The 22,402-nt window shown below is 65.6% G+C and carries 21 protein-coding genes; 8 read left to right on the top strand and 13 right to left on the bottom strand.

Annotated elements, in window-relative coordinates; all coding sequences use genetic code 11:
* The first annotated feature begins 299 nt into the window (after positions 1-299).
* Complete coding sequence (sod, locus tag SVXhr_RS12090; protein ID WP_275740942.1) at positions 300-902, top strand: superoxide dismutase; 603 nt, start codon at positions 300-302, stop codon at positions 900-902.
* 162 nt (positions 903-1,064) lie between these two features.
* Here the strand turns inward: sod and SVXhr_RS12085 are convergent, their stop codons facing one another.
* The 12 genes from SVXhr_RS12085 to rnz form a co-directional block, all read right to left on the bottom strand.
* On the bottom strand, positions 1,065-1,562 hold the full coding sequence (locus SVXhr_RS12085) for a flavin reductase family protein (RefSeq protein WP_275737448.1): 498 nt from the start codon (positions 1,560-1,562) through the stop codon (positions 1,065-1,067).
* A gap of 149 nt (positions 1,563-1,711) precedes the next feature.
* Complete coding sequence (locus tag SVXhr_RS12080) at positions 1,712-2,659, bottom strand: helix-turn-helix domain-containing protein (RefSeq protein ID WP_275737447.1); 948 nt, start codon at positions 2,657-2,659, stop codon at positions 1,712-1,714.
* Between the two features lie 106 nt (positions 2,660-2,765).
* Positions 2,766-4,235 carry a tRNA guanosine(15) transglycosylase TgtA gene (gene tgtA / locus SVXhr_RS12075; protein ID WP_275737446.1) on the bottom strand — a complete coding sequence of 490 codons (1,470 nt, stop codon included), beginning with the start codon at positions 4,233-4,235 and terminating at the stop codon, positions 2,766-2,768.
* Positions 4,236-4,559: 324 nt separating this feature from the next.
* A complete protein-coding gene (locus tag SVXhr_RS12070) occupies positions 4,560-5,084 on the bottom strand; it encodes a hypothetical protein (RefSeq protein WP_275737445.1) in 525 nt (174 codons plus the stop codon).
* A gap of 79 nt (positions 5,085-5,163) precedes the next feature.
* The gene (locus SVXhr_RS12065) at positions 5,164-5,799 is read right to left on the bottom strand and encodes an alpha/beta hydrolase (RefSeq protein WP_275737444.1); all 636 of its coding nucleotides are present in this window, start codon (positions 5,797-5,799) and stop codon (positions 5,164-5,166) included.
* 55 nt (positions 5,800-5,854) lie between these two features.
* Positions 5,855-7,834, bottom strand: coding sequence for a DUF460 domain-containing protein (locus tag SVXhr_RS12060; RefSeq protein WP_275737443.1), 1,980 nt, complete (start codon positions 7,832-7,834; stop codon positions 5,855-5,857).
* Between the two features lie 230 nt (positions 7,835-8,064).
* On the bottom strand, positions 8,065-8,409 hold the full coding sequence (locus SVXhr_RS12055; protein WP_275737442.1) for a DUF5615 family PIN-like protein: 345 nt from the start codon (positions 8,407-8,409) through the stop codon (positions 8,065-8,067).
* Positions 8,410-8,412: 3 nt separating this feature from the next.
* The gene (locus tag SVXhr_RS12050) at positions 8,413-8,703 is read right to left on the bottom strand and encodes a DUF433 domain-containing protein (RefSeq protein WP_275737441.1); all 291 of its coding nucleotides are present in this window, start codon (positions 8,701-8,703) and stop codon (positions 8,413-8,415) included.
* A 62-nt stretch (positions 8,704-8,765) separates the two neighbouring features.
* On the bottom strand, positions 8,766-9,629 hold the full coding sequence (locus SVXhr_RS12045; protein ID WP_275737440.1) for a polysaccharide deacetylase family protein: 864 nt from the start codon (positions 9,627-9,629) through the stop codon (positions 8,766-8,768).
* Positions 9,626-10,015, bottom strand: a complete 390-nt coding sequence (locus SVXhr_RS12040) for a VOC family protein (RefSeq protein WP_275737439.1) — start codon at positions 10,013-10,015, stop codon at positions 9,626-9,628. Before SVXhr_RS12040 ends, SVXhr_RS12045 begins: the two co-directional genes overlap by 4 nt.
* Positions 10,016-10,117: 102 nt before the next feature.
* Positions 10,118-11,269, bottom strand: a complete 1,152-nt coding sequence (locus SVXhr_RS12035) for a HAMP domain-containing sensor histidine kinase (protein ID WP_275737438.1) — start codon at positions 11,267-11,269, stop codon at positions 10,118-10,120.
* Positions 11,270-11,362: 93 nt separating this feature from the next.
* Positions 11,363-12,295 (bottom strand): ribonuclease Z, encoded by a 933-nt coding sequence (gene rnz, locus SVXhr_RS12030; RefSeq protein WP_275737437.1) that lies wholly within the window; start codon positions 12,293-12,295, stop codon positions 11,363-11,365.
* 230 nt (positions 12,296-12,525) lie between these two features.
* Between rnz and SVXhr_RS12025 the strand changes: the two genes are divergently transcribed.
* Both SVXhr_RS12025 and SVXhr_RS12020 read left to right on the top strand, forming a co-directional pair.
* Positions 12,526-14,133: a methyl-accepting chemotaxis protein gene (locus SVXhr_RS12025; protein ID WP_275737436.1), complete on the top strand. Its 1,608-nt coding sequence runs from the start codon at positions 12,526-12,528 to the stop codon at positions 14,131-14,133.
* A complete protein-coding gene (locus SVXhr_RS12020) occupies positions 14,130-15,275 on the top strand; it encodes a PAS domain-containing sensor histidine kinase (protein ID WP_275737435.1) in 1,146 nt (381 codons plus the stop codon). The genes SVXhr_RS12025 and SVXhr_RS12020 overlap by 4 nt, the downstream gene beginning before the upstream one ends.
* A gap of 70 nt (positions 15,276-15,345) precedes the next feature.
* Here the strand turns inward: SVXhr_RS12020 and SVXhr_RS12015 are convergent, their stop codons facing one another.
* Complete coding sequence (locus SVXhr_RS12015; protein ID WP_345799489.1) at positions 15,346-16,395, bottom strand: zinc-binding dehydrogenase; 1,050 nt, start codon at positions 16,393-16,395, stop codon at positions 15,346-15,348.
* 266 nt (positions 16,396-16,661) lie between these two features.
* Between SVXhr_RS12015 and SVXhr_RS12010 the strand changes: the two genes are divergently transcribed.
* The 5 genes from SVXhr_RS12010 to SVXhr_RS11990 are packed head-to-tail and all read left to right on the top strand — an operon-like array spanning position 16,662 to position 22,302.
* Positions 16,662-17,879 (top strand): ABC transporter substrate-binding protein, encoded by a 1,218-nt coding sequence (locus tag SVXhr_RS12010; RefSeq protein ID WP_275737433.1) that lies wholly within the window; start codon positions 16,662-16,664, stop codon positions 17,877-17,879.
* Between the two features lies 1 nt (position 17,880).
* Positions 17,881-19,197, top strand: a complete 1,317-nt coding sequence (locus tag SVXhr_RS12005; protein ID WP_275737432.1) for an ABC transporter substrate-binding protein — start codon at positions 17,881-17,883, stop codon at positions 19,195-19,197.
* Positions 19,198-19,199: 2 nt separating this feature from the next.
* Positions 19,200-20,219 carry an NAD(P)/FAD-dependent oxidoreductase gene (locus tag SVXhr_RS12000; RefSeq protein ID WP_275737431.1) on the top strand — a complete coding sequence of 340 codons (1,020 nt, stop codon included), beginning with the start codon at positions 19,200-19,202 and terminating at the stop codon, positions 20,217-20,219.
* Positions 20,220-20,221: 2 nt separating this feature from the next.
* Positions 20,222-21,376, top strand: a complete 1,155-nt coding sequence (locus SVXhr_RS11995; protein ID WP_275737430.1) for an iron ABC transporter permease — start codon at positions 20,222-20,224, stop codon at positions 21,374-21,376.
* Positions 21,376-22,302: an ABC transporter ATP-binding protein gene (locus tag SVXhr_RS11990; RefSeq protein WP_275737429.1), complete on the top strand. Its 927-nt coding sequence runs from the start codon at positions 21,376-21,378 to the stop codon at positions 22,300-22,302. Before SVXhr_RS11995 ends, SVXhr_RS11990 begins: the two co-directional genes overlap by 1 nt.
* The last annotated feature ends 100 nt before the right edge of the window (positions 22,303-22,402 follow it).

Here is a 22,402-nt window from a genome sequence, read left to right as displayed (position 1 = left end):
GCTCACAACTATCTTTCCAGTCCCGAACGCTCTCAGTCCGAAACCGATCCGCCGCCCCCTCAACCGTCTGTCTCAGCCCGACGATACGTTATATATACGATATCTGATCTGATTCGACCATATCCGGCATTCCGTTGCGGCAAGTGAAAACAATCAAAACAAGTATGGGTATTTCGTATCGATGGCCTATATCCGCCAATAACCGTCTAAGGGCCGAAATTTGAATATCAGGTATCCTTCTAAAATCCGCTACAGAGAACGTTCATATCCGTCCCACGCATTACTCGGAAATGCGTAACATGAGCGACTACGAGCTACCGCCGCTACCGTACGACTACGACGCACTGGAACCGCACATCTCCGAACAGGTACTGCGCTGGCATCACGACACCCACCATCAGGGCTACGTCAACGGCTGGAACGCCGCCGAGGAGACCCTCGCCGAGAACCGCGAGGCCGGTGAGTTCGACTCCTCGGCCGGCGCGATCCGCAACGTCACGCACAACGGCTCCGGCCACGTCCTGCACGACATCTTCTGGCAGTCGATGAGCCCGGAGGGTGGCGACGAACCCGCGGGCGACCTCCGCGAGCGAATCGAGGAGGACTTCGGCTCCTATGACGCCTGGAAGGGCGAGTTCGAGGCCGCCGCCAGCGGGGCCGGCGGCTGGGCGCTTTTGGTCTACGATTCGTTCAGCAACCAGCTTCGCAACGTCGTCGTCGACAAACACGACCAGGGCGCACTCTGGGGCAGCCACCCCGTCCTGGCGCTGGACGTCTGGGAGCACTCCTACTACCACGACTACGGCCCCGCCCGCGGCGAGTTTGTCGAGAACTTCTTCGAGGTCGTCGACTGGGAGGAACCCGCCGCGCGCTTCGAGCAGGCCGTCGAACTGTTCGAGTAGATACGCGACGTCGTCTCGAACACACTGCAGTGGGCATTTTTTCGCGAAAGACAGGATGCAACGCCGCGGCCGTGACTCACCCGACTACGGCGACGGTCGAGATAGTCGTGGCTCGCGGTGGGCTGGCGTCGCTCGCTTTCGAAAAGTGGCTTCGCTGGGTAGTCAGGCGTTGTCCGCCGGCGCCGGAATCGTGCCCCACTCGCCGCGGTGATACGTGAGCGGGTCGGCCTCGGGGTTCAACAACTCGGCCGCTTCGACCTTCCCGACGTAGACCGTGTGATCGCCCGCCTCGAAGCTATCGTACACCGAACAGTCGACGAACGCGAGGTCGTCGTCGAAGACGGGCGCACCCGTGGCCGGCGCGTCGGTCGCTTCGGCGAGGGGGTCGCCGTCGTCGGTCATCCCCGCGAAGAACTCGCCGACCTCGCGTTGGTCGCGGGCGAGGATGTTGACGGCGAACCCGTCGTCGTCCCCGTCGGCGAGTCGCCGGTGGGCGTCGGTGTCGTGGTCGAGCGAGATCAACACGAGCGGCGGGTCCATCGACAGACTGGCGAAGGCGCTGACGGTGATGCCGTGGGGCGGGTCGCCCGGCAGCGTCACGACGGTCACGCCGGTCGCGAACTGCCCGAGGACGGCCCGGAACTGCTCGGCGTCGACCATCGTTACCGATTACTCCGTCCGCTCGCCTGGGTCGTCGATGCCATCCGTCCAGTCAGTGACTGCGTCATATCCACGACTACGGACTCGACCGGTATGAGCCCTTCCTCCACCCAACTACAGTTTATTTTTTGATACTTTGTTGAGCCGGCTTACTCCGGGAGACGTTCGACGACTGCAGTGTCGATCACGGAGACGGTTTCGTCGAGCAGGACGCGGAGTTCGTCGCCTGCACAGGGGAGAGTCAGCCGAACACGGAGCGGCTCGTCGTCGACGATCTCCGTTCGCTTGTCACTGACGCACCAGTCGAAGTGCCAGAACGGCGTCGCGTTCAGATCGACCCCGCGCTCGGAGAAAAACACCAGGACGTCGGCGACATCGAGCAGCGTGATACCGACGGTTGACTCCAGGCGGTACCCGCAGCGTTGACAGACGTGTTCGACGGCGACCTCCAGGTCGTCCTCGTCGGGGTCGGCCACGAGATCCGACTCGATCGAGCCGGTACATTCCGGACAGACGCCGTCGGCGGCCAGACAGTAGTGGTGACGGACGTAGTGCTGGAAAGCTTCCAGGACGTCTTCGGTCGTGCGGTCGTCGAGGCCGCCGGCGGGGAAGGGGTAGCTAACTTGAATCGTCCCACAGTCGATACAGCCGATGGTGAGTTCGTCGTCGACGTACCACCCGTGCAGCGATCCATCACAGGCATAACAGGACCCATCGACGGGGAAAAAGCCCAGTTGAGCGCGCTCGGTCAGCGTCCCGGTGAAGATCGAACTCACGACCTTCCGGCCAGGATACCGGAACACGTAGCCGTCCTCGCGCTGGGCGACGAAATGACCCGTCAACTTCTCGAGGTGGTAGCTGAAGTTGGCGCTGTCGGCGATGTCGACCTGCTCGAAGATGGCCGTGAAGCTGACCGGCTGCTCGTCCGCGCCCAGTTCCAGCATGGCCCGGAGGATGGCCACCCGCGTGTCGTTGCCCAGAATGGAGAAGACCTCCGCCGGCGGAATCCGCGATTCGGTTCGGGCCGGTCCCGGACCGGTCTCGGTCCCTGCCCCCGATTCGTTGCCGGACTCTTTGGTCCGGTCGAACTGACTCATACTGGCGAAACGGCGACCCGACGGGAAAACGCACGGGTGCTGTCAGACCTTACCGGGTTCGGCGATGCCGGCAGTCGATCCAGCGGAGCGATCCGGTAAGCGTCTGTCACTCTTCGACTGTCGTGTCGATGTCCACGCCCTCGGCGACGAGGTCGAGTGCGCTCGCCGGCCAGCCGTCGTCGATCAGCGTGATCGCGGCGTCACTCGTCTCGGCGAGACGATTCACGCCACGAGCAGCGGCCCGGTAGGCCCGGTCGTCGAGCCGGTCGGGTAGTTCGGCCGTGAGCGGGTACGTCTGATCGAGGCCGCGCGGGACCGGCCCGAACGGTGGTTCGACCGCCCAGACATCGGCGTCCGATCCAGCATGAGCGTCGGGATCGGCCGCGAGCACGAGTTCCCCGGGCGGTGACAGCCGCGCGAGTCGATCGTGATGTCGCCGGACCTCCGGGCGGTCGGCGCTCTCCCCCGAGAGGTAGAAGAAGGCGTCCTTCGAGGCGGGATCGGTTGCTTCGAGCTGTTCGACGTGGTCGAGCAGTGCCCGGTAGCCGTCGAGCATCGTCGGGTGGGCGCGAGCGCGGGTCTCGACAAGTTCCAGCAGATTCCCCTGCCGGATCGCCCCCTTGATGCGGCGCATCTCGCCGAAGGACACGTGGAGGTTGTGCTCGGCCAGCAGCTTGGTGCGCTCGTGAGTCGGCCGGTCGCGCAACTCCGCGGGAGTTCGGGTCGAGCAGACGGGGCATTCACACGGGAAGTGTTCGAGTTCGTCGAGGTGTTCGGTCCCACGGACGGTGAGATATCGGCCGTCGCGGGCGTACAGCGCGTAAGCGGCCGAGTCGAACAGATCACAGCCGGCCGCGACGGCGAGGGCGAACATCATGGGATGGCCCGCGCCGAAGAGGTGGACCGGGGCGTCCTCGCCCAGGCCGCGCTTGGCCCCGGCAACGGCGTCGACTATCTCGGCGTACCGGTAATCGTTCAACAGCGGGACGACCGCGCCGATCGGAAAGACATCGAGCCCCGTCGCGTACGCGTCCCGAGCGGCCTGCTCCCGAAGATCGGGGTAGGTCGCCCCCTGGACTGGTGCGTTGAGGAGCATCTCCCCGGCGTCGAAGTCGGCGGCCGTTTCGAGTCGAGCCTGTGTCGTCTCCATCTCCCGGCCGACCTGCTCGCGGTCGGCGTCGGGCGGTGTCGGGATGTCCACCGGCGTCGCGATGTCCGATCCGATCTCACGCTGGAATTCGAGGATCTCAGTCGTATTGACGTCGATCTCGCCGTACTCGGCGAGCTGGAACGATCCCGAGTCGGTCATGATCGCGCCGTCGAAATCCAGCAGGTCGTGGAGCCCATCTTCAAGCGCCGGCTCTCGGACCTCGTCGCTCCCGTAGATGACGTAGCTGTTCGTGATCAGGATCTCGGCTCCGAACTCCGCCAGCCGTCCGGGATCGATCGTCTCGTGGTGGGGGTTGATGACCGGCAGCAGTGCGGGCGTCTCGACGGTGACGTCCGCTCGCGGGACGGTCAACTCGCCGAGCCGTCCCATGGCGTCGTACGCCTGGAGTTCGAAGTGATCGCGCATAGCCGTCCTGGGTGATCGGCGGGCCTAAGAATTCCGTTTGGTGATCACAGCGACCGACTGGCGGACAACTCGTCGGCACCACCGTCCTTGATCCCCCGTACTGCTGGCTCGGAAGCTCTGGTCGTCGGTTTATATCCCATAGCGACCAACGGCCGAGTATGCGTTCGAAAAAGAAACTCGCTGTCGGTGCTGTACTGTTTGCAACCATCGCCGTCGTCGCCGCCAAACTACGTGGCGGCGAATCGACTCCCGAGGAACCCCGCCCTGAGTAAGGTCCGACGCCGTTCGATTCAGCGCGCTTATTCGAGTCTTCACGACGGACAGTCAGTGAAGTGTGCCCTCCCGGACGTGGTCGTCGTAGGCGAACAGCGCGTAGCCGACGTCTGCCGGTGAATTCCCTGTCTCGTCGGCGATTTCGCGGATCGGTTCGATCATCGTCACGTAGTCGGCGGCGTCGAAGTTCTCCTTGCGGCCCTCGAGGAAGTCCAGCCGTTCCAGGGCGGCCCAGACGCGGGTGTCCACCACGGCGTGGCGCTCGGGATCCAGCGCCGTCAGGACGGCCGAGGCGACCGGGGCCTTGAATCCCGAGAGGCCCGAAAGCAACTGCACCTGTGAGAAGTCCCCCTCGACTGTTCGGACGTTACGGGTCACCTCGATGCACCGGTCCTCTGGATTGGACTCGACGTGATAGGCGCTCCGGGTCGCGGTCTCGTAGGCCAGTTCGTATAGCTGATCGCGGGTCAGGTGGCCCTGCTGGCGGTACTGCTCGCCGATTGCGTCCAGCCGCTCGGGCAGGACACCCTGGGTGTCTCCGTACCGATCGAGGTTCTCGGCGACGAATTGTTCCATGAGATATCCTCGTGTTCTGAGACACAAATATTCTCACCCCGAAGACAGACGGATCCCGGTGACTCGCCGCCGACTGCCGTCACTCCGGCAAGAACGCTACCGTCTCCTCGATGACGCGTGTATAGTTACGCAAAAACGAGTGATCCTCGTCGGGGAGGACCACGAGTTCGCCGTCTGGCAATCCTTCGGCGATCCGCTCGGCACTGTCGACGGGGATGCCGTCGTCGTCACCCTGGAGGATCCGAGTCGGAACGTCGACGCCGAATTCGCCGGGAGTCACGGCTGGCAGGTGATCCCAGGCGTCTTCGGGGACGTTCTCGGCGTTTTCGGCCAGGACTGCGGGAGCCCACAGTACCAGCCGATCGACGCCGTCCGGCAGGTGCTCTAGAGCCACTCGGCCGCCGAAACTCTTGGCGACGACCGTGATCGTCGAACAGCCCCGCGAACGAAGGAACTCGACGCCGGCCGCCAGTTCCGCCCGGAAGTCTTCGTCGGTTTTAGCCTCCAGGTCGTTGGGGGATATCCACGTCTCGAATCGGGCAACGTAGTGTCCGTCCTCGGCTGCTCTCCGGGCAAAACGGAGGAACACGTCGCCGAACGGCCCGTGTCCCGCGCCGGGAACGATCAGTATCCCGCGATCTGAAGGCTCCTCGGGCGTGTTCAGTCGTCCGGGATACGTGCTGTCGCCGACTGCCAGCGTGACGTCCTGGGACATCTCTCGATATCGACCGGGACTTCGGGGGACAAAAACGTTCGCCCGGACGACACCTTCACACGCTGCCGCCGTGGCCCGACGCCCGGTGTTCGCTGATCAGCGCGTCGACCATCTCCGCGGTCCGGGCCTTCTCGCGGTCGCTCGCGTACTCGCGCCACTCCTCGATAGCGGCCTCGACTTCGCGCTCGCGGGCGACGGCGAGTTCGTCCACTTCCTGGACGGTGACGCTGTCGGCCGGCGCGACCGGGACGTCCTCCTCGAAGAGCACTTCGTCGGAGACGTCCGAGAGACCACCCGTTCGGAGGACGAGCTTCGGGTCGAGATCAGCCAGTCGCTCGGCCGTCGAGCGGCCCGCGCCCGTCGCGTCTCGGAAGAGGATGATGTCTCCCTCCGCGAGTCCGAAGCGGTCGTCGGCGTCCTCGATCGCCGCGGTCGTGAACTTCTCGACGACCTTCACGGGGACGAGCCCCTCCTTGGTCTCCTCGACCTCGGCGAAATTGGAGTGGTCGAGCTTCCAGAGCGCTTTCAGCCGTTCGAGCTTGCCCTCCAGGTCCTCGACTCGCTCACGCTCGCTCTGTAGTTCGCGTTCGAGCCGGTCGTTCTCGCGTTCGAGGCGGGTCACTTCCCGCCGTTTGCGGGTCTCCGCCCGCTGCTCGCTGCGGGCCGATTCGAGTTTGTCCCGGAGGTCGCTGATCGTCTCGTCTTTCGTTTCGATCGTCTCGTTGAGATCCGCGACGTGGGACTCGAGTCGGTCGACCCGGTCCTGGAGCCGCTTGATCTGTTTCTCCTCGGCGGTGAGGTCGCGTGGCGTGTGTTCGGTGGTTTCGGCGGGTTCGCTCTCCTCGTCCGCGAGATCGTCCAGCACGCTCTCGACTGATTCCTCGCCGGCGACCACGCGAGCCAGCACGGGGCCGACCTCTTCGCGCGGTGGGACTTTCGCGGCGACTCGCTCGAACTGGTCCGCGTGATCGTCGTAGGCTTCGAGGGCGGCCGCCAGCGCGTCGCGCTCGTGGTCGTTGTCGGTGGCCGCTTCGCGGGTTCGGTGGAGTTTCTCGTCGACGGGGAGGTCGCTGTCGGGCGTCCAGGCGGCGGCGTCGAAACTCCGGCGGAGTTTCTCGACGGTCTCGGGCATCGGCGTGACGTCCGCGGCGACGACGATCGGTCGCCCGCGTTCGATGATCCACTCGATGACTGCGGCGGTGTCCGCGGTCCGGGTCGAGTGGACCTCAAGGACCTCGCCGTCGAGTCCGACGACGGCGACCGCGGTGGTCGTCCCCGGGTCGACGCCGACGACGACGTGATCGCGCCGGTGGGCCAGGGGCTCGAACTCGATGCCCTCTAAGCGCTCGCGCTCGATCTCGATCCTGGTGTCGCCCGACCGTTCCCGCGAGACGGGGATGTCTTCCGGTGGGGCCTCGACCTCGAAGACCGCGTTCGAGAAGCCGCCGTACTTCTCGGTTACATCGCGGTCGTATTCGAGATTCGCGGCCTCGAGTTCGCGTTCGACCTCGCGGGCGAGCTTCTTGACCGAACCGTGAATCCGCCGGGTGAAGCGGTCCTCGCTCCAGCCCCCACCGCCGCCGGTCGAGCGGCCGCGGGAGACCTTCACCTCGGTCGTTTCGGAGAACGCCGACACCGCGTAGCCGACGTTGCCGGCCGCGAGTCGGGCGGCCGCCTCGGCCTCCTTCATCGGGTCCTTGCCGTAGGCCACACCGTGGCGGGAGGCGACACGGGAGAGCGGTTCGGGCTGTTCGTCGCCGGTCACCTGCACGAGACGTGTTCCATCGGGTAACTCCCGGAGGAAGTGGACGAGTGCGTCCTTGTCCGCGGCGAGTTCGTACATGTTGTCCGTGGCGACGATCGCCGGCTCGCGGTCGTCGATGAGTCGCCGGAGTTTCCGGCGGCTCACCACGTCCCGGTCGATGCTCTCGCCGTCGAAGATGACCAGCGCGTAGGAGGGCGCATCCCCCCGCACGTCCCCGCTCTGGACGTCCACGCCGAAGATCACGTCGTCCAGGGCAGCCGTCCGTTGCACGGTGGCACCTAGGTGTCTCAGCAGTATAAACCCATGACGCCGCCGGCGCAAAATTTCCTCATGATGCCGATTGTCGGGAACGAGGCACGTTGATTTCGCAAGATCTGCAACAGTCAGTCCTCTCATGGGAGACACAGGGCGCGACTCGGGCAGGCTGAGTCAAATATACAGAGACGGTTTTCACGGACGGAGCGTATTCCATTCGCGCTGAGAGGTGACTGGGCCGTCGCTCAGAGCCATTCTTCGCCGACGTACTCGAGGCCCTGCAACGCTTCCTGTGGGTAGTTCCGAGAAACAGTGTGGATGATGTCCGAGACCTGCTCGACGGACAGCGCCGCGTCGTCGAAATACAACACCGCCCGATACTGGCCTTCGTCCACCTCGAGGACGAAGTCGTCGTCGTACGTCACGATCACGCGATCGGTGTCGAGTGAATACCGCGCGATCGGCTGGTCGGCAGTCCCCTTCCCGAGCTCGGGTACGAAATCGACGTGCTCGACGTCGTGGCCGTAGTTCTCGAGCCGATGGGCCACCTCGTGCTCGACGTTCTCGTCGAGGATGAGCCGATACGCCATCGGTCAGCTGTCGGGTGGCGTGAGCGACGACCGTTCTCTGGCCTCGGCGGCGGCTCGGTCGTGGCGTTTCTCGACCCGTCGCATCTCCTCGGGATTGGTGTGATAATACGCGAGTGCCTCGTAGACGTCTGCGATGTCCAGGTTGTACCGCTCGGCGACTCGTTCGGGGGCGAGTCCGCGCTGTTCGACGCGTGCGTGTACATCTCGGACAGTAACGCGGCTCCCCTCGATGTGGGGCTCCCCGTGGATCTCCGAGTCCTCGGCGGAAACGATTCGATACTGCTGGGTCGCCATTACAGAGGAATAGGCGCTCCTGGGTCTTGAAACCTCGCCGAAGTGAGACGGTAGTGCTTCGTTTAGCGCTCGGCTGCCTCGTGGAGCGTCGTCACTTCGATCCCACGCTCGCGGGCGGCCTCGACGGTCCAGATCACGCGTTCCTCGGGGACGGACTCCCAGTCGCTGTGGCCCGCGAGAATCCCCACGCCGCCCTGCTCGGCGAGCGTATCGAGGTACGCCGTGAGTTCCGGCCGGGTCTGATGGCTCGTCTGGAGGTAGTACCGCCGCCAGTTCGTCGGAAGCGTCCCTGCTGGGTTCGGCAGCGACCTGACTCCGGCGTTCGCGATGGTGTCGTATTCCTCGCTCGCGACGTCCCAAGCTCGCGGGTCAGTGGCGTCATACGGGAAGACGAAGCCCGTCGGATCGAAGCCCAGGTCGTCGAACGCCTCGCGGACGCCGACGATCTCGTCCTCGATGGTCGCCATCGTCGGGCGGACGACCGCTTCGCCGGCGGTGTAATCGCCCGAAATCGCCGTCTCGAATTCCATGATCGGTTCGTCGTCGGTGCCCAATTTCTCGGCAAGGGTCAGCGTTTCGGCGTCTTCGCCATTGGTGATCTCGTAGGTGTCGCCGACGTAGACGCCGTGGTCGTCATCGGGGAAGACGTGGTTGTCCAGGGTAACTCGACGGTCGCCAGCCGACGCGTCGGCCGTTACCCGATGGGTTCCCAGGTAGCGGTGACGGCGGCCGTGTGAGAGGACCTCGTGGCCCTCGGCGGCGAGCGTCGCGAGTTCGTCGGCTGTGATGTGGTCCTCGCCGCCGAGCCACCCGGGGACGATCGCCAGCGTCATGGGGGCGTCGAGGTCCGCGAGTGCCGGTCGAAGCATGTCGAAGTCGCTGCGATACCCGTCGTCGAAGACGAGCGCGAGGCGCGGATCAGTCATTGGTCTCCCTCCAGCGATGTGACGAACTCGAGGGTGTAGCCGTCGGGGTCTTCGACGAAGGCGGCGTAGGCGTCGGCCGGTTCGACGACGTGTGGGCCGTCGATGACCGAGCCGCCAGCGTCGCGGCTCCGCTCGACAGCCGCCTCGACAGCAGCTTCGTCCTCGACACCCAGCGCGACGTGGTCGGTGTCGGCCCGCGTCGGTGCGATCGGCGTCGTCCGGTCGGGATCGTGACGCAACTGGAGTTCGCCACCGTCACCGCTAACGTAGACGTTCTCGACGCCGTCTGCGGTGAACGACCACGATCGCTCGAAACCGAGTGCCTCGTAGAAGTCGAGGGATCGGTCGAGGTCGGTCACCCATATCGCGACGTGTGAAAGCTCCATGCCGTTTCATTCCACGCCGGCACAGATGACAGTAACGGGTGTCGGTTCGCGTCGGGGGCTGGCAACTTGCCGTCGGCGTCCCGAGCGTGATGTCGAGGGGTGCTATTCGGCGTCGGCGATCGGCAGGTTGACCGTGACAACTGTCCCACGGGACTCCCGGTCGTCGATCGAGATCGTCCCGCCGTAGCGATCGACGAGCATGCCGACGATGTACAACCCGAGCCCTGACTCGCCTGCTGGATCCGGACTGGTGTCGACGGCCTGGAGGCGCTCACGCTCCTGGGTGGGGATGCCCGGGCCGTCGTCGGCCACCGAGACGGCGACCGTTTCGGCGTCGCGTTCGACCGACAGTTCGACGGACGGACTGTCCCGGTCGTTGTGTTCGACTGCGTTCGAGAGCAGATTGTGAAAGAGCGTCGAGAGGAGTTCGTCGGCGTGGATCGCGACGTCCGGAACCTCGCCCGCAAGGGTGACTGTCGCTTCCCGGTAGACTTCCCGGGTGTTTTCGATCTGGGTGTCAAGCACGCGCTTGAGGGAGATTCGGCGGCGTTCGGAAGGTTCGTTCTCGTCGAGCGACGCCACGAACGCCCGAACCTGTTCGGTCAACTGGATGGCCTCTTCCGTGGTCCGCTGTACCCGATCGAGATGCTCACGGCCATCGGGATCGACGTACGCTTCGAGGTGGCTGCTCATGCCGCTGATGATCTGGAGGTCGTTGCCGATGTCGTGGCGGACGATCCGGTTGAGGAGCGCGAGCTTCTGGCGTTCGTCGGCGAGCCGCTCGTGTTCGCGTTCGAGTTCGCGTCGGCGACGCTGACTCCGGGCGTCGTAGTGACCGACGAGCAGGCCACCGACGCCGCCGATAGAGGCGATCCCGCTGAGCACGATCGCCGCGTCGGCCACACCGAGGCCCGCCGCCATCTGATAGCCGACGAGGCCGAGTGCCGTGAACGCACCGAAGGCAGTCCCCAGGAACCACCATACCATGACCGCAGCAGCCAGCGATCCGTCGAGGTCGCTCCCCCCGAGCCAGTAGCCACTGGCGAGAACGACAAGACCGAACACGGCCGGGACGAGCACACCCACGACCGGACCGGAAACACCGCCGGGCGTGGCGAACAGACGGACCAGCGGGACGAGAATGCCCGCCAGTCCTGCCGCCGCGATAACGCCACCACAGGCGAGGCGAACGCCCCACGGCGAGATCGAACCGAGCGCCCTCGCGACGGCGGCGTCGGCCCGCTGTTTTGCCATTGCCCTAGTCTGTGGATACGGTGGTGTAATTGTTCTGTGATCCGTGAGACCGTGTGAACATCTTACTCCCCGTCTCGGACATTGTCCGGGATGTCACTCGTCTCGTGTGTCATCCGGGTACGGGACATCGACCGCCTGGCCGTCACTTGCGACGAAGGCGGCGTCGCCGAACGCCTCGCGGGCCTCCGCTTCGAGTCGGTCGGCCTGTCCGGCGTATCGCGTCGAGATGTGCGTCAGCGCGAGTCGCTTCGCGCCGGCTTCGGCTGCCAGCGATCCGGCTTCCCGCGCCGTCGAGTGGCCGGTCCCCCGGGCGCGCTCGGCCCGGTCGTCGGCGAAGGTCGCGTCGTGGATCAACAGGTCGGCGTCCTCGCTGGCTCGGCGGACCGCCTCGACGGGGCGAGTATCGCCGCTGTAGACGACCGTCCGACCCGGCCGCGGCGGGCCGACGACCTCCTCGGGCTGGATCGTTCGCCCGTCGTGTTCGACTGGCTCCCCCGCGTGGAGTTTCGAGTACTTCGGTCCGGGCTCGATCCCGAGTTCGTTCTCGGCCGTTTCCCGGTCGAAACGTCCCGTCCGGTCGTCTTCGACCAGTGCGAAGCCGAGCGACTGGGTCCGGTGTTCGGTCTCGATCGTGCGGACCTCGTAGCCCTCGGCGTCGAGCACCACGTCACCTGGGCCGTTCTGGGTAATTCGGAGGGGATAGGACGGCCGATCGCCGGTCGCCGAGATAAGCTCCTCCAGCCGAGACCGGGTCCCGTGTGGCGCGTGGATCGCCAGCGGGTCCTCGCGGTCGTTGAAGTCCATCGTCTGCAACAAGCCGGGGATGCCCAGCACGTGATCGCCGTGCATGTGCGAGACGAAGATGTGCGCAACGTCGAAGCCCGTCCCGAAATGCATCATCTGGCGCTGGGTCCCCTCGCCGCAGTCAAAGAGCAGTCGCTCGCCCTCCCGGCGGACCATCACTCCCGAAGGGTTGCGTTCGGTCGTCGGCACCGCGCCGCTCGTCCCGAGAAACGTCACGCGCATTGTCTTCCGGTCGCCGGGCGAGGGATAAACGCCCTTCGGAACGACCCGGTCGGCCGGTCGGAAACTGTCGACCTGTGGAGTTTCCCCGGCCGGCCGGGCAAGATTTGACGCGCCCGCGCAGTTTCAACTATTCCCGGTTCGTCCCGATTCAGTGTGCGAATGTGTGCTGTAACGATGTCTCAGTTGGACGAACCGAACGGAACGAGAACCGAACTGGACGAGGGGTTTGCATGAGGGGGACGGCGGACAGCACGACCGACGGATCGGACCGGACGAACGACCGCCCGATCGCGACGGCCCAGGGGGCGATCGAGGTGCTTCGAGCCACGTCGGCCGATGTCGACGAGCAACTCTCCTCGATCGACGAGAGCGCCGCCACACAGGCCGAGGAGGCGGCGAGCACTGTCGAGGCGGTCTCGGAGCTGAGTGCGACCATCGAGGAAGTCGCGGCGACCGCAGACGAGGTTGCCCGACAGAGTTCCGACGCTCGTGAGCGTGCCGCTGAGGGACACGACGCTGCCACGGAAGCGATGGCTGTCGTGCGGAGCGTCCGGGAGACCAGCTCGGACCTGGCCGCGAAGGTGCGCCGGCTCGAGGATCGCATCGCGGCCATCGAGGAGGCAGTCGCCGGCATCGACGACGTCGCCGAGCAGACGAACATGCTGGCGCTGAACGCCTCGATCGAGGCCGCACGCGCCGACGACGACTCGGCGGACGGGTTCGCCGTCGTCGCCGAGGAGATCAAGGGCCTGGCCGCGGAATCACGCGAGCAGGCCGACGCCATCGAAACGAGCCTGACTGAAGTGCGAACTGCGACGGACGAGACCGTCGACGCCCTGGAAACGACTGTCGAGGAGATCGAGACCGGGGTCTCGTCGGTTCGGACCGCCGTCGAGCGCTTCGAGGCTGTCTCGGATTCCGTCGACCGGACCGCCCAGGATGTCCAGTCCGTTTCGACGGCGACTGACGATCTGGCCGCCTCCAGCGAGCAGATCGCGACGACGGCCGAAGACGTCGCCGACCGTGCACAGTCGATCCGGGGCAATATTTCCTCGATCCGGGAGAGCCGGGCCGAACAGACGACGATGCTCGGGGAAGTCGGCGATGCGCTTTCGGGCGTCACGACCGACCGGGACCACGCGCGTATCTCGACGGGGCTCGACGGACTCGACGATCTCACTGGCGGGCTGATCGAGGGCGGGCAGGTCGTCCTCCAGTATTCGGATGTGGCGATCGCCGACCTGATCGCGGGGCTCGTCGCCGGGGCGGTCGCCACCGGCAACGCCGTCTCGGTGACGCCGCCGCCCGGGCTCGATCGTGAGACGCTCGATGGTGCGCTCGCCCATCGGGACCTCTCCCTTTCGGCGACATTGGCGAACGATCGGCTGTTCGTTCTCGATGCGTTCGACACCTGGCAGTCCGACACGAACGTCTTCGATCTTGGGGCCCGGTCGCTCGGCGCGGTCAACCGCGAGACCGACCGGCGGCGCGAGCAGCCACTGCTGATCGTCGGTAACATCGCCGGCGAGATCGCGACACTGGGCGAGGAGGCCGCCCGCGCGGCCCGCTTCGAGAACGACGAGGGGATCTTCGAGGCCACCGACACGGTCCTCAACGTCGTCGATCGCGGGGCTGTGGCGGCGTCGGTCGCCTCGTTTTACGTCGGGGCCGCCGATCAGGCGTTCACCCTCGACGCGTCCGGCGATCGTCGCGTCCTGACCGTCGACACCGATCCCACCGCCGACACGCCGGTTCGGGGTGCGCTCCGGACCGGTGATCGCCCGGGATCGGTCGCGGTCGTGCCCCGAACGAATGATACGACGCCCCCGAGCGCATGACCGACGCGCCCGATCGATACGGGCTCCTGTTCGAACTCACGGAGGACGCCGTCGCCGAGATCGAGATGGTCGAGAACGTCCCCGTCGTCCGGACGGTCAATCCCGGATTCGTCGAAACCTTCGGGTACGACCGCGCGACGATCGTCGGCGAGTCGCTCAACGACTTCATCGTTCCAACCCACCGAACGGGCGAGGCCGCGACCTTCGATCAGCGGACTGCCGAGGGCGAGGCCAACTGGGCGACGGTCACCCGCCAGACCGCCGACGGCCTGCGGGAGTTTCGGTACCGCGGCGTCCCCTTCGAGCACGAGGGGGGCAGTCACGGCTTGGCGATTTACACCGATATCACCGACCGAAACCGCCAGCAGCGCCATCACGAGGTCCTCCATCGGGTCCTCCGACACAACCTCCGGAACGATCTCTCACAGATCCTGCTGTCGACGGATGCGCTTCTCGATGTGATCGAGGACGACGATCTGCGAGCCCACCTCACGCGCATCCGGGCCGCCGCCGACGATCTGGAGGAGTTGAGCGCGGCGGCGGGACGCGTCAGGGACATCCTCGGCGACGGGTCGCCCGACCGATCCACAGTCGACCTGGCGAGCACACTCCGGAACGTCGTCGATCGACACGCCGCGTCAGCGGAGGCGGTTGCCTTCGAGACGGATCTCCCCGAGACACTCCCCGTCACTGGCGATCGCCGTCTCTTCGAGGCGCTCGACGCGCTCGTCGAAAACGCTGTCGAGCATGGCTCGACAAGCCCTCCGTCGCAGGCTCCGGAGGACGCCGTGGAACACGGTTCCACGACCCCTGACTCGCAGGCTCGTCAGGATGCCGTTGAGCACAATCCCACACCGCCGACTGTCACGCGCCCACGGTCCGAATCACGCTCGACCATCCGGATCGCGGCCCACGATGACGGCGAGCAGGCCGTTGCGACGATCACCGACCACGGACCGGGTATTCCTGAGTTCGCCCGGGCGGCCGTCTTCGACGACCGGCCGATCTCCCAGCTTTCACACAGCAGCGGACTGGGGCTGTGGCTGGCGAAATGGCTGGTCGAAAGCTACGGCGGCGAACTCGGCTACGAACGACGGGGTGATCGAACCACAGTGTCGGTCATCCTCCCCGATGCCGAGTGACGTGATTCACGACGCCGAAATTGAACGATCTCGGACGGGTGATCCCCACGACGAAGGCCGTCGAACCGGCCTAGAAGTGGATCAGCGGCTTGATCATCCCGTCTTCCTTCGTCTCCATCATCTCGAAGGCCTCCTGAATATCGTCGAACTCGAACTCGTGGGTGGTCATCTTCGTCGGGTCGACCTTGCCCTGGTCGAGCAAGCGCAGCAGGCGCTGGATGCGCAGGCGACCGCCCGGACAGAGGTCGTTGACGATGTCGATCTCGCTCATGCCGACGCCCCATTCCGCCCGCGGGATGTGGCGGAACTCGCCGTCGCCGTGATACCCGACGTTCGAGACCGTGCCGCCGGGCTTGGTGACTTTGATACAGTCCTGGAATGTCTCGTCGGCTCCCAGGGCCTCGATGGCGACGTCGACGCCCTCGCCGTCGGTCAGGTCCATGATCTCCTCGGCGGCGTCGACCTCGCCGAAGTCGACGATGTCGGTCGCGCCGTACTCGCGGGCGAGTTCCTTGCGCTCGGGCACGGTCTCGACAGCGATGATCCGCCCGGCACCCTGCAGTTCGGCCCCTTTCGTCGCCATGAGGCCGACGGGGCCCTGGGCGAAGACAGCGACGGTCCCGCCCATCGGGATGTCGCCGCGCTCTGCGCCCGCAAAGCCAGTCGAAAGCATGTCCGCGACGTAGGCCGCCTCGTGATCGCTGACGCCCTCGGGGATTTTCGCCATGTTCCCGTCGGCGTCGTTGATGTGGACGTACTCGGCGAAGGTGCCGTCCTTGACGTTGGCGAACTTCCACCCGCCGAGTGCCTGGTTCGATTGGGAAGGATGGCCGTCCTGGGCGGCCAGGGAGTTCCAGTCGGGCGTGATCGCGCCGACGGCGACGCGGTCGCCTGCCTCGAAGTGCTCGACCTCGCTGCCGACCTCGTCGACGACGCCGACCACCTCGTGACCGAGTGTCAGATCCTCACGCTCGCCGATCGCACCGTGGACCGTGTGGCAATCGGAGGTACAGATCAGTCCTTCCGTGGGTTCGAGGATCGCGTCCCGGGGACCGGGTTCGGGCCGTTCCTTCTCGATGATCGCCGTCTCGCCGATTTCGCTCATAACAAATGCTTTCATGCTTCCTCATGATCGATTAGAAGGGATAGCTAATCAATCTATGGCTGGGCGGAGCGATGCCAGTTACGTCCAGCCATCGATCAGTGGCCCCGATCTCGTCGAATCAGCCGGTAGGGGGGCTCAGTGGCCACGCAGTTCCCCGTTTTCGCGTCACCTGGATTGGACAGTGATAGCCGTTGTGATCGTCTGTACTGATCATTCACTCGGGTTTTAGGCGAGCCAAAATTTTCGAAAGTGTCTTATGTTTTTAGGCTGCCCTAATTCATATGCAGCCCGAACACGACGGAGACCGAACGCCGACTCGACGACGTTTGTTGCAGTACAGTGGCGCGGCGATCGCCGGTGGTCTGCTCGCCGGTTGTCTGGGCACGAACGACGATACTTCTGAAGGTGCTACGCCGACAAACACGGCGACCCAAACACCGACAGACACGCCAACGGAGACTGACACCACGGCAACGGACACGCCTGCTGCCAGTGAGTCGCCGTCCGAGTCGTATTCCGTCTCGCTCGTACCGGTCGGCGAGGTCTCTTTCGAGGGGGTCCCTGAGACCTGGGTCGCGAACAACGGCAGCTGGGCGGACATGGGAATCGCGCTTGGCCTGGAACCCCCGAAGGCCGTCTGGCTGACGAACCGATATCACACCGACTACTACGACGCGATTCCGGGCGTCTCGGTCGACAAGAGCGAGATGGTCTCACTCTACCAGGACAGCGTCAGCCAGGAACGGTTCTACGCCCTCGATGCCGACGTCCACATCATCGACCCGAATTTCCTGATGAACCGCTTCAGCGGGTGGGACGACGAGGACATCGCCGCGATCGAACGCGACGTCGGCCCCTTCTTTGGCAACTGTATTTACGCCCAGCATTATCCCTGGCATTCCGACTACCGTTACTACACGCTCTATGAGGCCTTCGAGAAGCTGGCGCAGGTCTTCCAGCGCACCGAGTACTTCGAGGCTTTCGAGGCGATCCACGACGACTTTCAGTCCAACCTCGCGCCGGTTGTCCCCGGTCAGGGCGAGCGCCCGGAAGTCGCCGTCCTCTGGGGCGTCGGCGACCAGCCCGTGGAGTTCTACCCCTACGTCATCGGCGAGGGTACCGGGTTCAAGCACCTCCACGACCTCAAGGTCAGGGACGCCCTGGCGAGCACCGACATCAAGGACTTCCACGGGAGTCGCGCGGCGATCGATCTCGAAACCCTGCTCGATGTCGACCCCGAAGTCCTCCTCCTACGTGGATACGAGGATCTCTCGGAATCCGCGTTCGAGGACACTGTGGTCGCCTCCCTGGAGGAGCACGCGACGGCGAGCGCACTCACCGCCGTCGACAACGGCGATGTCTACCGTGCCGGCGGGCTCTACCAGGGGCCGATCACGAACATGGTCCTGACCGAGCGGACCGCCCGCCACCTCTACGGCGTCGAGGCGGAACTGTTCGACCGTGAACGCGTTGCCGATGTCGTCAATGGGGAGTTCTGAAATGTCCGACGACCGATTCCCGGCGGACGAAGATGGGGACGCCGGACTGACTCGACGCGCGTGGCTCGCCAGCGGAACGGCGCTTCTGGGCAGTGGCTTGCTGGCCGGCTGTCTGGGTGACGGGGACGGGACCGAGACACCGGCAGGGGAGACACCCACGGGGACCGACAGCCAGGTAGATCCGACGGCGACCGCCACGCCGACCGAATCGACGACACCGACCGACGAAACCGCGACACAGACGGACCAGCAGGACGGTGACGAAGATGCAGGCGGATATTCTGTCTCGATGGCCCCCATGGGAGAAGTGCCCTTCGAGGAGACCCCCGAGGACATCTTCACGATCATGAATCCCTACGCTGAGATGGCGCTGGCCCTCGGTCGGGGCGACGATGTCAACGCCGTCTACGCCGTCGAGTACACGAACTCGCTGATGGACGCCATCACCGCGCCACTCGATGGCGTCTCCGTCGACTGGAGCGACTGCTATGACTCCTGGAACCCGAGCAAGGAGAAACTCTACGACCTCGACAGCGACGTTCACCTCGCCGATCCCGCTCACGTGGTCACGATGGGCAAGTGGGAGCGCGCGGATGTCGAGGAGGTCGCAGAACGCGTCGCGCCGTGGTTCGGCAACAAGTTCAGCGCCGAACACGCCACACCACCCGAAGCCTACGCCGACAGCTACGAGTATTACACGCTCTGGGAGACCTTCGGGCACGTTGCCTCGGTCCTTCGGGAACAAGAGCGCTACGAGGCCCTTCGACGCGAGCACGAGTCGCTGGTGGCGACGATTCGGGACGGACTCCCGCCGGAATCGGAGCGGCCGACGGTCACGATGGTCCTCCCCTCGACGAGCAACGACACGATGTGGGTCTACGACGTGAACGGCCCGGGCTATCACGCTGCCCATACCCGGCCGCTCGGCGCGGTCGATGCCTTCGCCGACGACGACGCCGTCGGCAGCGGCACCCAGATCGACTACGAGGAACTGCTCGAAGCCGATCCGGATGTCCTCGTGATCCTCGGCGGGATCGTCGACGACCACGACATGCCTGCGATCCGGGAGGCCCTCGCCGAGGATCCCGTCGCCAGTGCGGTTAGCGCCGTCCAGAACGACCGGATCTACGCCCAGGGTGGGAGACATCAGGGCCCCCTCATGAATCTCTTCCAACTGGAGATGGGCGCAAAACAGCTCTATCCCGAGCAGTTCGGTGCGTGGCCACGTTACGAGTCCGGTCCGTATCCGGACCTCTCGGCCGACGAACAGCTGTTCGATCACGATCGCGTCGCTGGGACGATCACCGGAGACCGATAGCGATGACCGACCACGAGGAATCGAGTCACGCGACGAGTACCGAACGCGACGGGCGCGGGCACGCGAACACGACGAGCGCCGGTCACGCCGGAGAAGGTGGCACGGCGGCCACGGACTACGACGTGATCGTCGTCGGCGGCGGCCCTGCCGGCTGTTCGGCCGGCGTGTTCACGGCCCGGTACGGGCTGGACACGCTCGTCTGCGACCGCGGGCGCTCATCCCTCCAGCAGTGCGCCGTCGTCGAGAACTACCCCGGATTCCCGGTCAGCATCGGCGTGGAGACACTGTCGACACTGTTCGAGGACCACGCCACCGAAGCCGGCTGTGACGTCGTCCCGGAACTGGTCGAACGGATCGATCGCCCGGACGAACGTGTCGAACACCGCTCGGATGACTCCGGATTCGTCGTCGAGACGGCGGCTGGAAACACCCACACCGCCGACCGGGTCGTCGCGGCGACACGCTACGGCGGGGAATATCTCCGGCCTGTTCTGGAAGACGACGCCTTCGAGACGCTCGACGGGGCCGACGGCCGGACCAGACTCGACCGCTCGTATCCCGATCGTGACGGCGGGACACCCGTCGACGGCCTATATATCGCCTCGCCTTCGAGAGCGGCGGATCGACAGGCGATCGTGGCCGCCGGTCGCGGCGCGCGTGTCGGGATCGAAGTCGTCGAGGCCGTCCGCCGCGATCAGGGGTACCCGCCCGCGCTCGCCCCCTACTACGACTGGGTCCGCCCCGAGTCATCGCGCGAAGACAAGTGGGGCGAGCGCGAGACCTGGCGAGGGGTGTTCGCCGACCGGTGGCCCGCCGATCGCGAGGTGGATCGCCGCCGCTACGTCGCACTCCGCGAACGGGAGATCGACCGTCGACTCGCGGCGTATCGCTCCGAGGCGGAGATCGAATCGACGGCCGACCGCGGCCAGCGGCGGTTGCTCGAGCACCTCGAGGACGAACTCGTCCTCGAACGCGCCGCGGAGATCGCGGCCGACCGGGACACCCTGGAGGTGGACACCTGACCATGGCGGGCGAACCGACGACGCGCGACCGGGTCGCCTCGCGCTTGGGGTGGCTCGATCGCGTCGACAGCGCATTGCTTTCGCTCTGTCTCGCGAGCGTCGTCGTGGTGCTGGTCGCCGGGTTCGTCCAGATCCGCTACGGGGACTTCGCGATGACCTGGGGGGAGGCCTGGGCGGCCGTCTCGGATCCGAACGTGCTGTTCAGCCTGCAGGCCTGGCAGGGGTTCCTGCTGGGCGGCGAGTTGCCCGAACTCTCGAACCAGAGCCTGATCGTCTGGAACATGCGGATCCCGCGGGTGATCGTCGCCGTCTTCGTCGGGATGAATCTGGCCGTCTCGGGGGCGATCTTCCAGGCCGTGACCCGCAACGAACTCGCGAGTCCGTTCATCCTTGGGGTCTCCTCGGGAGCCGGGCTCGCGATCCTCCTGACGCTCGTGGCGATCCCGGGTGTGACGATCGTCGTCCCCCTTATCGTCGCCGAGTTGTCGGTTAGCACGTCGATGCTGTTGCCGGTGTTCGCCGCGGTCGGGGGCGTCCTCGCGTTCGTGATCGTCTATGCCATCGCCTGGAAGAACGGCACCTCGCCGGTCCGGCTGGTGCTTGCGGGCGTGATCGTCAGCACGGTCTTTGGCAGCCTCCAGCGGGCCATGTTCTTCTTCGCTGACGATCTCGGGATCGTCCAGTCGGCGATCGCGTGGATCACTGGCTCGCTGACTGGCACTGAGTGGGAGCAGGTCCGGATGGTCCTGCCATGGTCGGTGCTGGCGCTGGTACTTGCCGTCCTCAGTGCTCGACAGCTGAACGTCCTCCTGCTCGGCGAGCGGACCGCAAGTTCGCTGGGCATGCGCGTCGAACGCGTCCGCTTTGCGCTCTCGGGCGTGGCCGTCCTCGCGGCCGCCGGAAGCATCGCCGTCGCGGGTATCGTTGGGTTCGTCGGGTTGATCGTCCCGCACATGGTGCGCAACATCGTCGGTAGCGACTACCGGAAGCTGATGATCGGCTGTCTGTTCGTCGGCCCGGCGCTGATGGTCGCCGCCGATGTCGGGGCCAGACTCGCCCTGCCGGTCCAGATCCCTGTCGGGATCGTGACCGGGCTCGTCGGCGGGCCGTATTTTCTGTATCTGATGCGCAGACAGGAATCGATGGGTGAGATCTGATGGACGAAGACACACCACAGACGGATGGCGGAAGCCAGGCGATACAGCCACCCTCCGGAACCACCGGCGAAATTGCCGGGGACGCCACCGGTGAGAACGACGCTGATCACGGCGACCCTTCCCCCGACGCCAGCGAGTTCCTCGGCAAGGACGTCGTCGCCGGCTATCCCGGGAGCGAAGAGCCAGTGATCAACGACGTGACGATCAGACTCCCGCCCGGGCAGGTGACGGCGCTGATCGGCCCGAACGGCAGCGGCAAGAGTACGCTGCTTTCCGGCCTCGCCGACCAGCTCTCCATCGACGACGGGACCGTTCTGCTCGATGGGACGGACGTCCACACGCTGGAGGCGAAGGAACTCGCCCGCAAGCTCGGACTGCTGTCTCAGGAGAACGTCGCACCCGACAGCCTCTCGGTTGCGGACCTGGTGGGGCACGGGCGGTATCCACACCGGGGGTTCTTCGAGTCGCTCACGGAGGCTGACAGGGAAGCGATCGACGAGGCGATCGACCTGGCGGGGGTCGGCCACCTGCGTGACCGCGAGGTCGGCAGCCTCAGCGGCGGCCAGCAACAACTCGTCTGGATCGCGATGGCGCTGGCCCAGGGGACCGACGTTCTCCTGCTTGACGAGCCGACGACGTTTCTGGATATGCACCACCAGCTGGAGGTGATGGGGATCGTCGAGCGACTCCGCGACGAGCGGGAGGTCACGGTCGGGATCGTGCTTCACGACATCGAGCAGGCGGCCCGGTACGCCGATCACGTCGTCGCGTTGCGGGACGGGGCGGTCTACGATCGCGGCCCCCCCGAGGCGGTGATCACTGAGGGGTTGCTGGCCGAGGTGTTCGGCGTCGAGGCACGGGTCACGGTGACCGAGAGCGGTCCACGGGTGACGCCGCTCCGGGCGCTGCACGACGGTGACGGCTGATTGCAGAATCGACGAAACTGTCCGCGTCCGGGCTTCTCTGGGAGCGACGTCCGCTCGACGGACAAGGTTCAAATATCGACCCGACGAGTGCTAACACGAT

The sequence above is a fragment of the Halorhabdus sp. SVX81 genome, from assembly GCF_029207715.1.
In the GTDB taxonomy this organism is placed as follows: Archaea; Halobacteriota; Halobacteria; order Halobacteriales; family Haloarculaceae; genus Halorhabdus.
Note: the sequence above shows the minus strand (reverse complement) of the source record. Positions and strands in the feature narration are given on the sequence as shown.

What these genes read in the sequence shown, in the direction of transcription:
- SVXhr_RS12045 (WP_275737440.1), bottom strand. Translation starts at nt 9,629, where the DNA reads ATGACTGATCCGCGCCTCGCGCTCGTCTTCGACGACGGGTATCGCAGC.
- rnz (WP_275737437.1), bottom strand. Translation starts at nt 12,295, where the DNA reads ATGCGCGTGACGTTTCTCGGGACGAGCGGCGCGGTGCCGACGACCGAA.
- SVXhr_RS12050 (WP_275737441.1), bottom strand. Translation starts at nt 8,703, where the DNA reads ATGGCGACCCAGCAGTATCGAATCGTTTCCGCCGAGGACTCGGAGATC.
- SVXhr_RS12040 (WP_275737439.1), bottom strand. Translation starts at nt 10,015, where the DNA reads ATGGAGCTTTCACACGTCGCGATATGGGTGACCGACCTCGACCGATCC.
- SVXhr_RS12070 (WP_275737445.1), bottom strand. Translation starts at nt 5,084, where the DNA reads ATGGAACAATTCGTCGCCGAGAACCTCGATCGGTACGGAGACACCCAG.
- SVXhr_RS11990 (WP_275737429.1), top strand. Translation starts at nt 21,376, where the DNA reads ATGGACGAAGACACACCACAGACGGATGGCGGAAGCCAGGCGATACAG.
- SVXhr_RS11995 (WP_275737430.1), top strand. Translation starts at nt 20,222, where the DNA reads ATGGCGGGCGAACCGACGACGCGCGACCGGGTCGCCTCGCGCTTGGGG.
- SVXhr_RS12065 (WP_275737444.1), bottom strand. Translation starts at nt 5,799, where the DNA reads ATGTCCCAGGACGTCACGCTGGCAGTCGGCGACAGCACGTATCCCGGA.
- SVXhr_RS12055 (WP_275737442.1), bottom strand. Translation starts at nt 8,409, where the DNA reads ATGGCGTATCGGCTCATCCTCGACGAGAACGTCGAGCACGAGGTGGCC.
- SVXhr_RS12000 (WP_275737431.1), top strand. Translation starts at nt 19,200, where the DNA reads ATGACCGACCACGAGGAATCGAGTCACGCGACGAGTACCGAACGCGAC.
- SVXhr_RS12020 (WP_275737435.1), top strand. Translation starts at nt 14,130, where the DNA reads ATGACCGACGCGCCCGATCGATACGGGCTCCTGTTCGAACTCACGGAG.
- tgtA (WP_275737446.1), bottom strand. Translation starts at nt 4,235, where the DNA reads ATGCGCGATCACTTCGAACTCCAGGCGTACGACGCCATGGGACGGCTC.
- SVXhr_RS12025 (WP_275737436.1), top strand. Translation starts at nt 12,526, where the DNA reads ATGAGGGGGACGGCGGACAGCACGACCGACGGATCGGACCGGACGAAC.
- SVXhr_RS12080 (WP_275737447.1), bottom strand. Translation starts at nt 2,659, where the DNA reads ATGAGTCAGTTCGACCGGACCAAAGAGTCCGGCAACGAATCGGGGGCA.
- SVXhr_RS12010 (WP_275737433.1), top strand. Translation starts at nt 16,662, where the DNA reads ATGCAGCCCGAACACGACGGAGACCGAACGCCGACTCGACGACGTTTG.
- SVXhr_RS12085 (WP_275737448.1), bottom strand. Translation starts at nt 1,562, where the DNA reads ATGGTCGACGCCGAGCAGTTCCGGGCCGTCCTCGGGCAGTTCGCGACC.
- SVXhr_RS12035 (WP_275737438.1), bottom strand. Translation starts at nt 11,269, where the DNA reads ATGGCAAAACAGCGGGCCGACGCCGCCGTCGCGAGGGCGCTCGGTTCG.
- SVXhr_RS12015 (WP_345799489.1), bottom strand. Translation starts at nt 16,395, where the DNA reads ATGAAAGCATTTGTTATGAGCGAAATCGGCGAGACGGCGATCATCGAG.
- sod (WP_275740942.1), top strand. Translation starts at nt 300, where the DNA reads ATGAGCGACTACGAGCTACCGCCGCTACCGTACGACTACGACGCACTG.
- SVXhr_RS12005 (WP_275737432.1), top strand. Translation starts at nt 17,881, where the DNA reads ATGTCCGACGACCGATTCCCGGCGGACGAAGATGGGGACGCCGGACTG.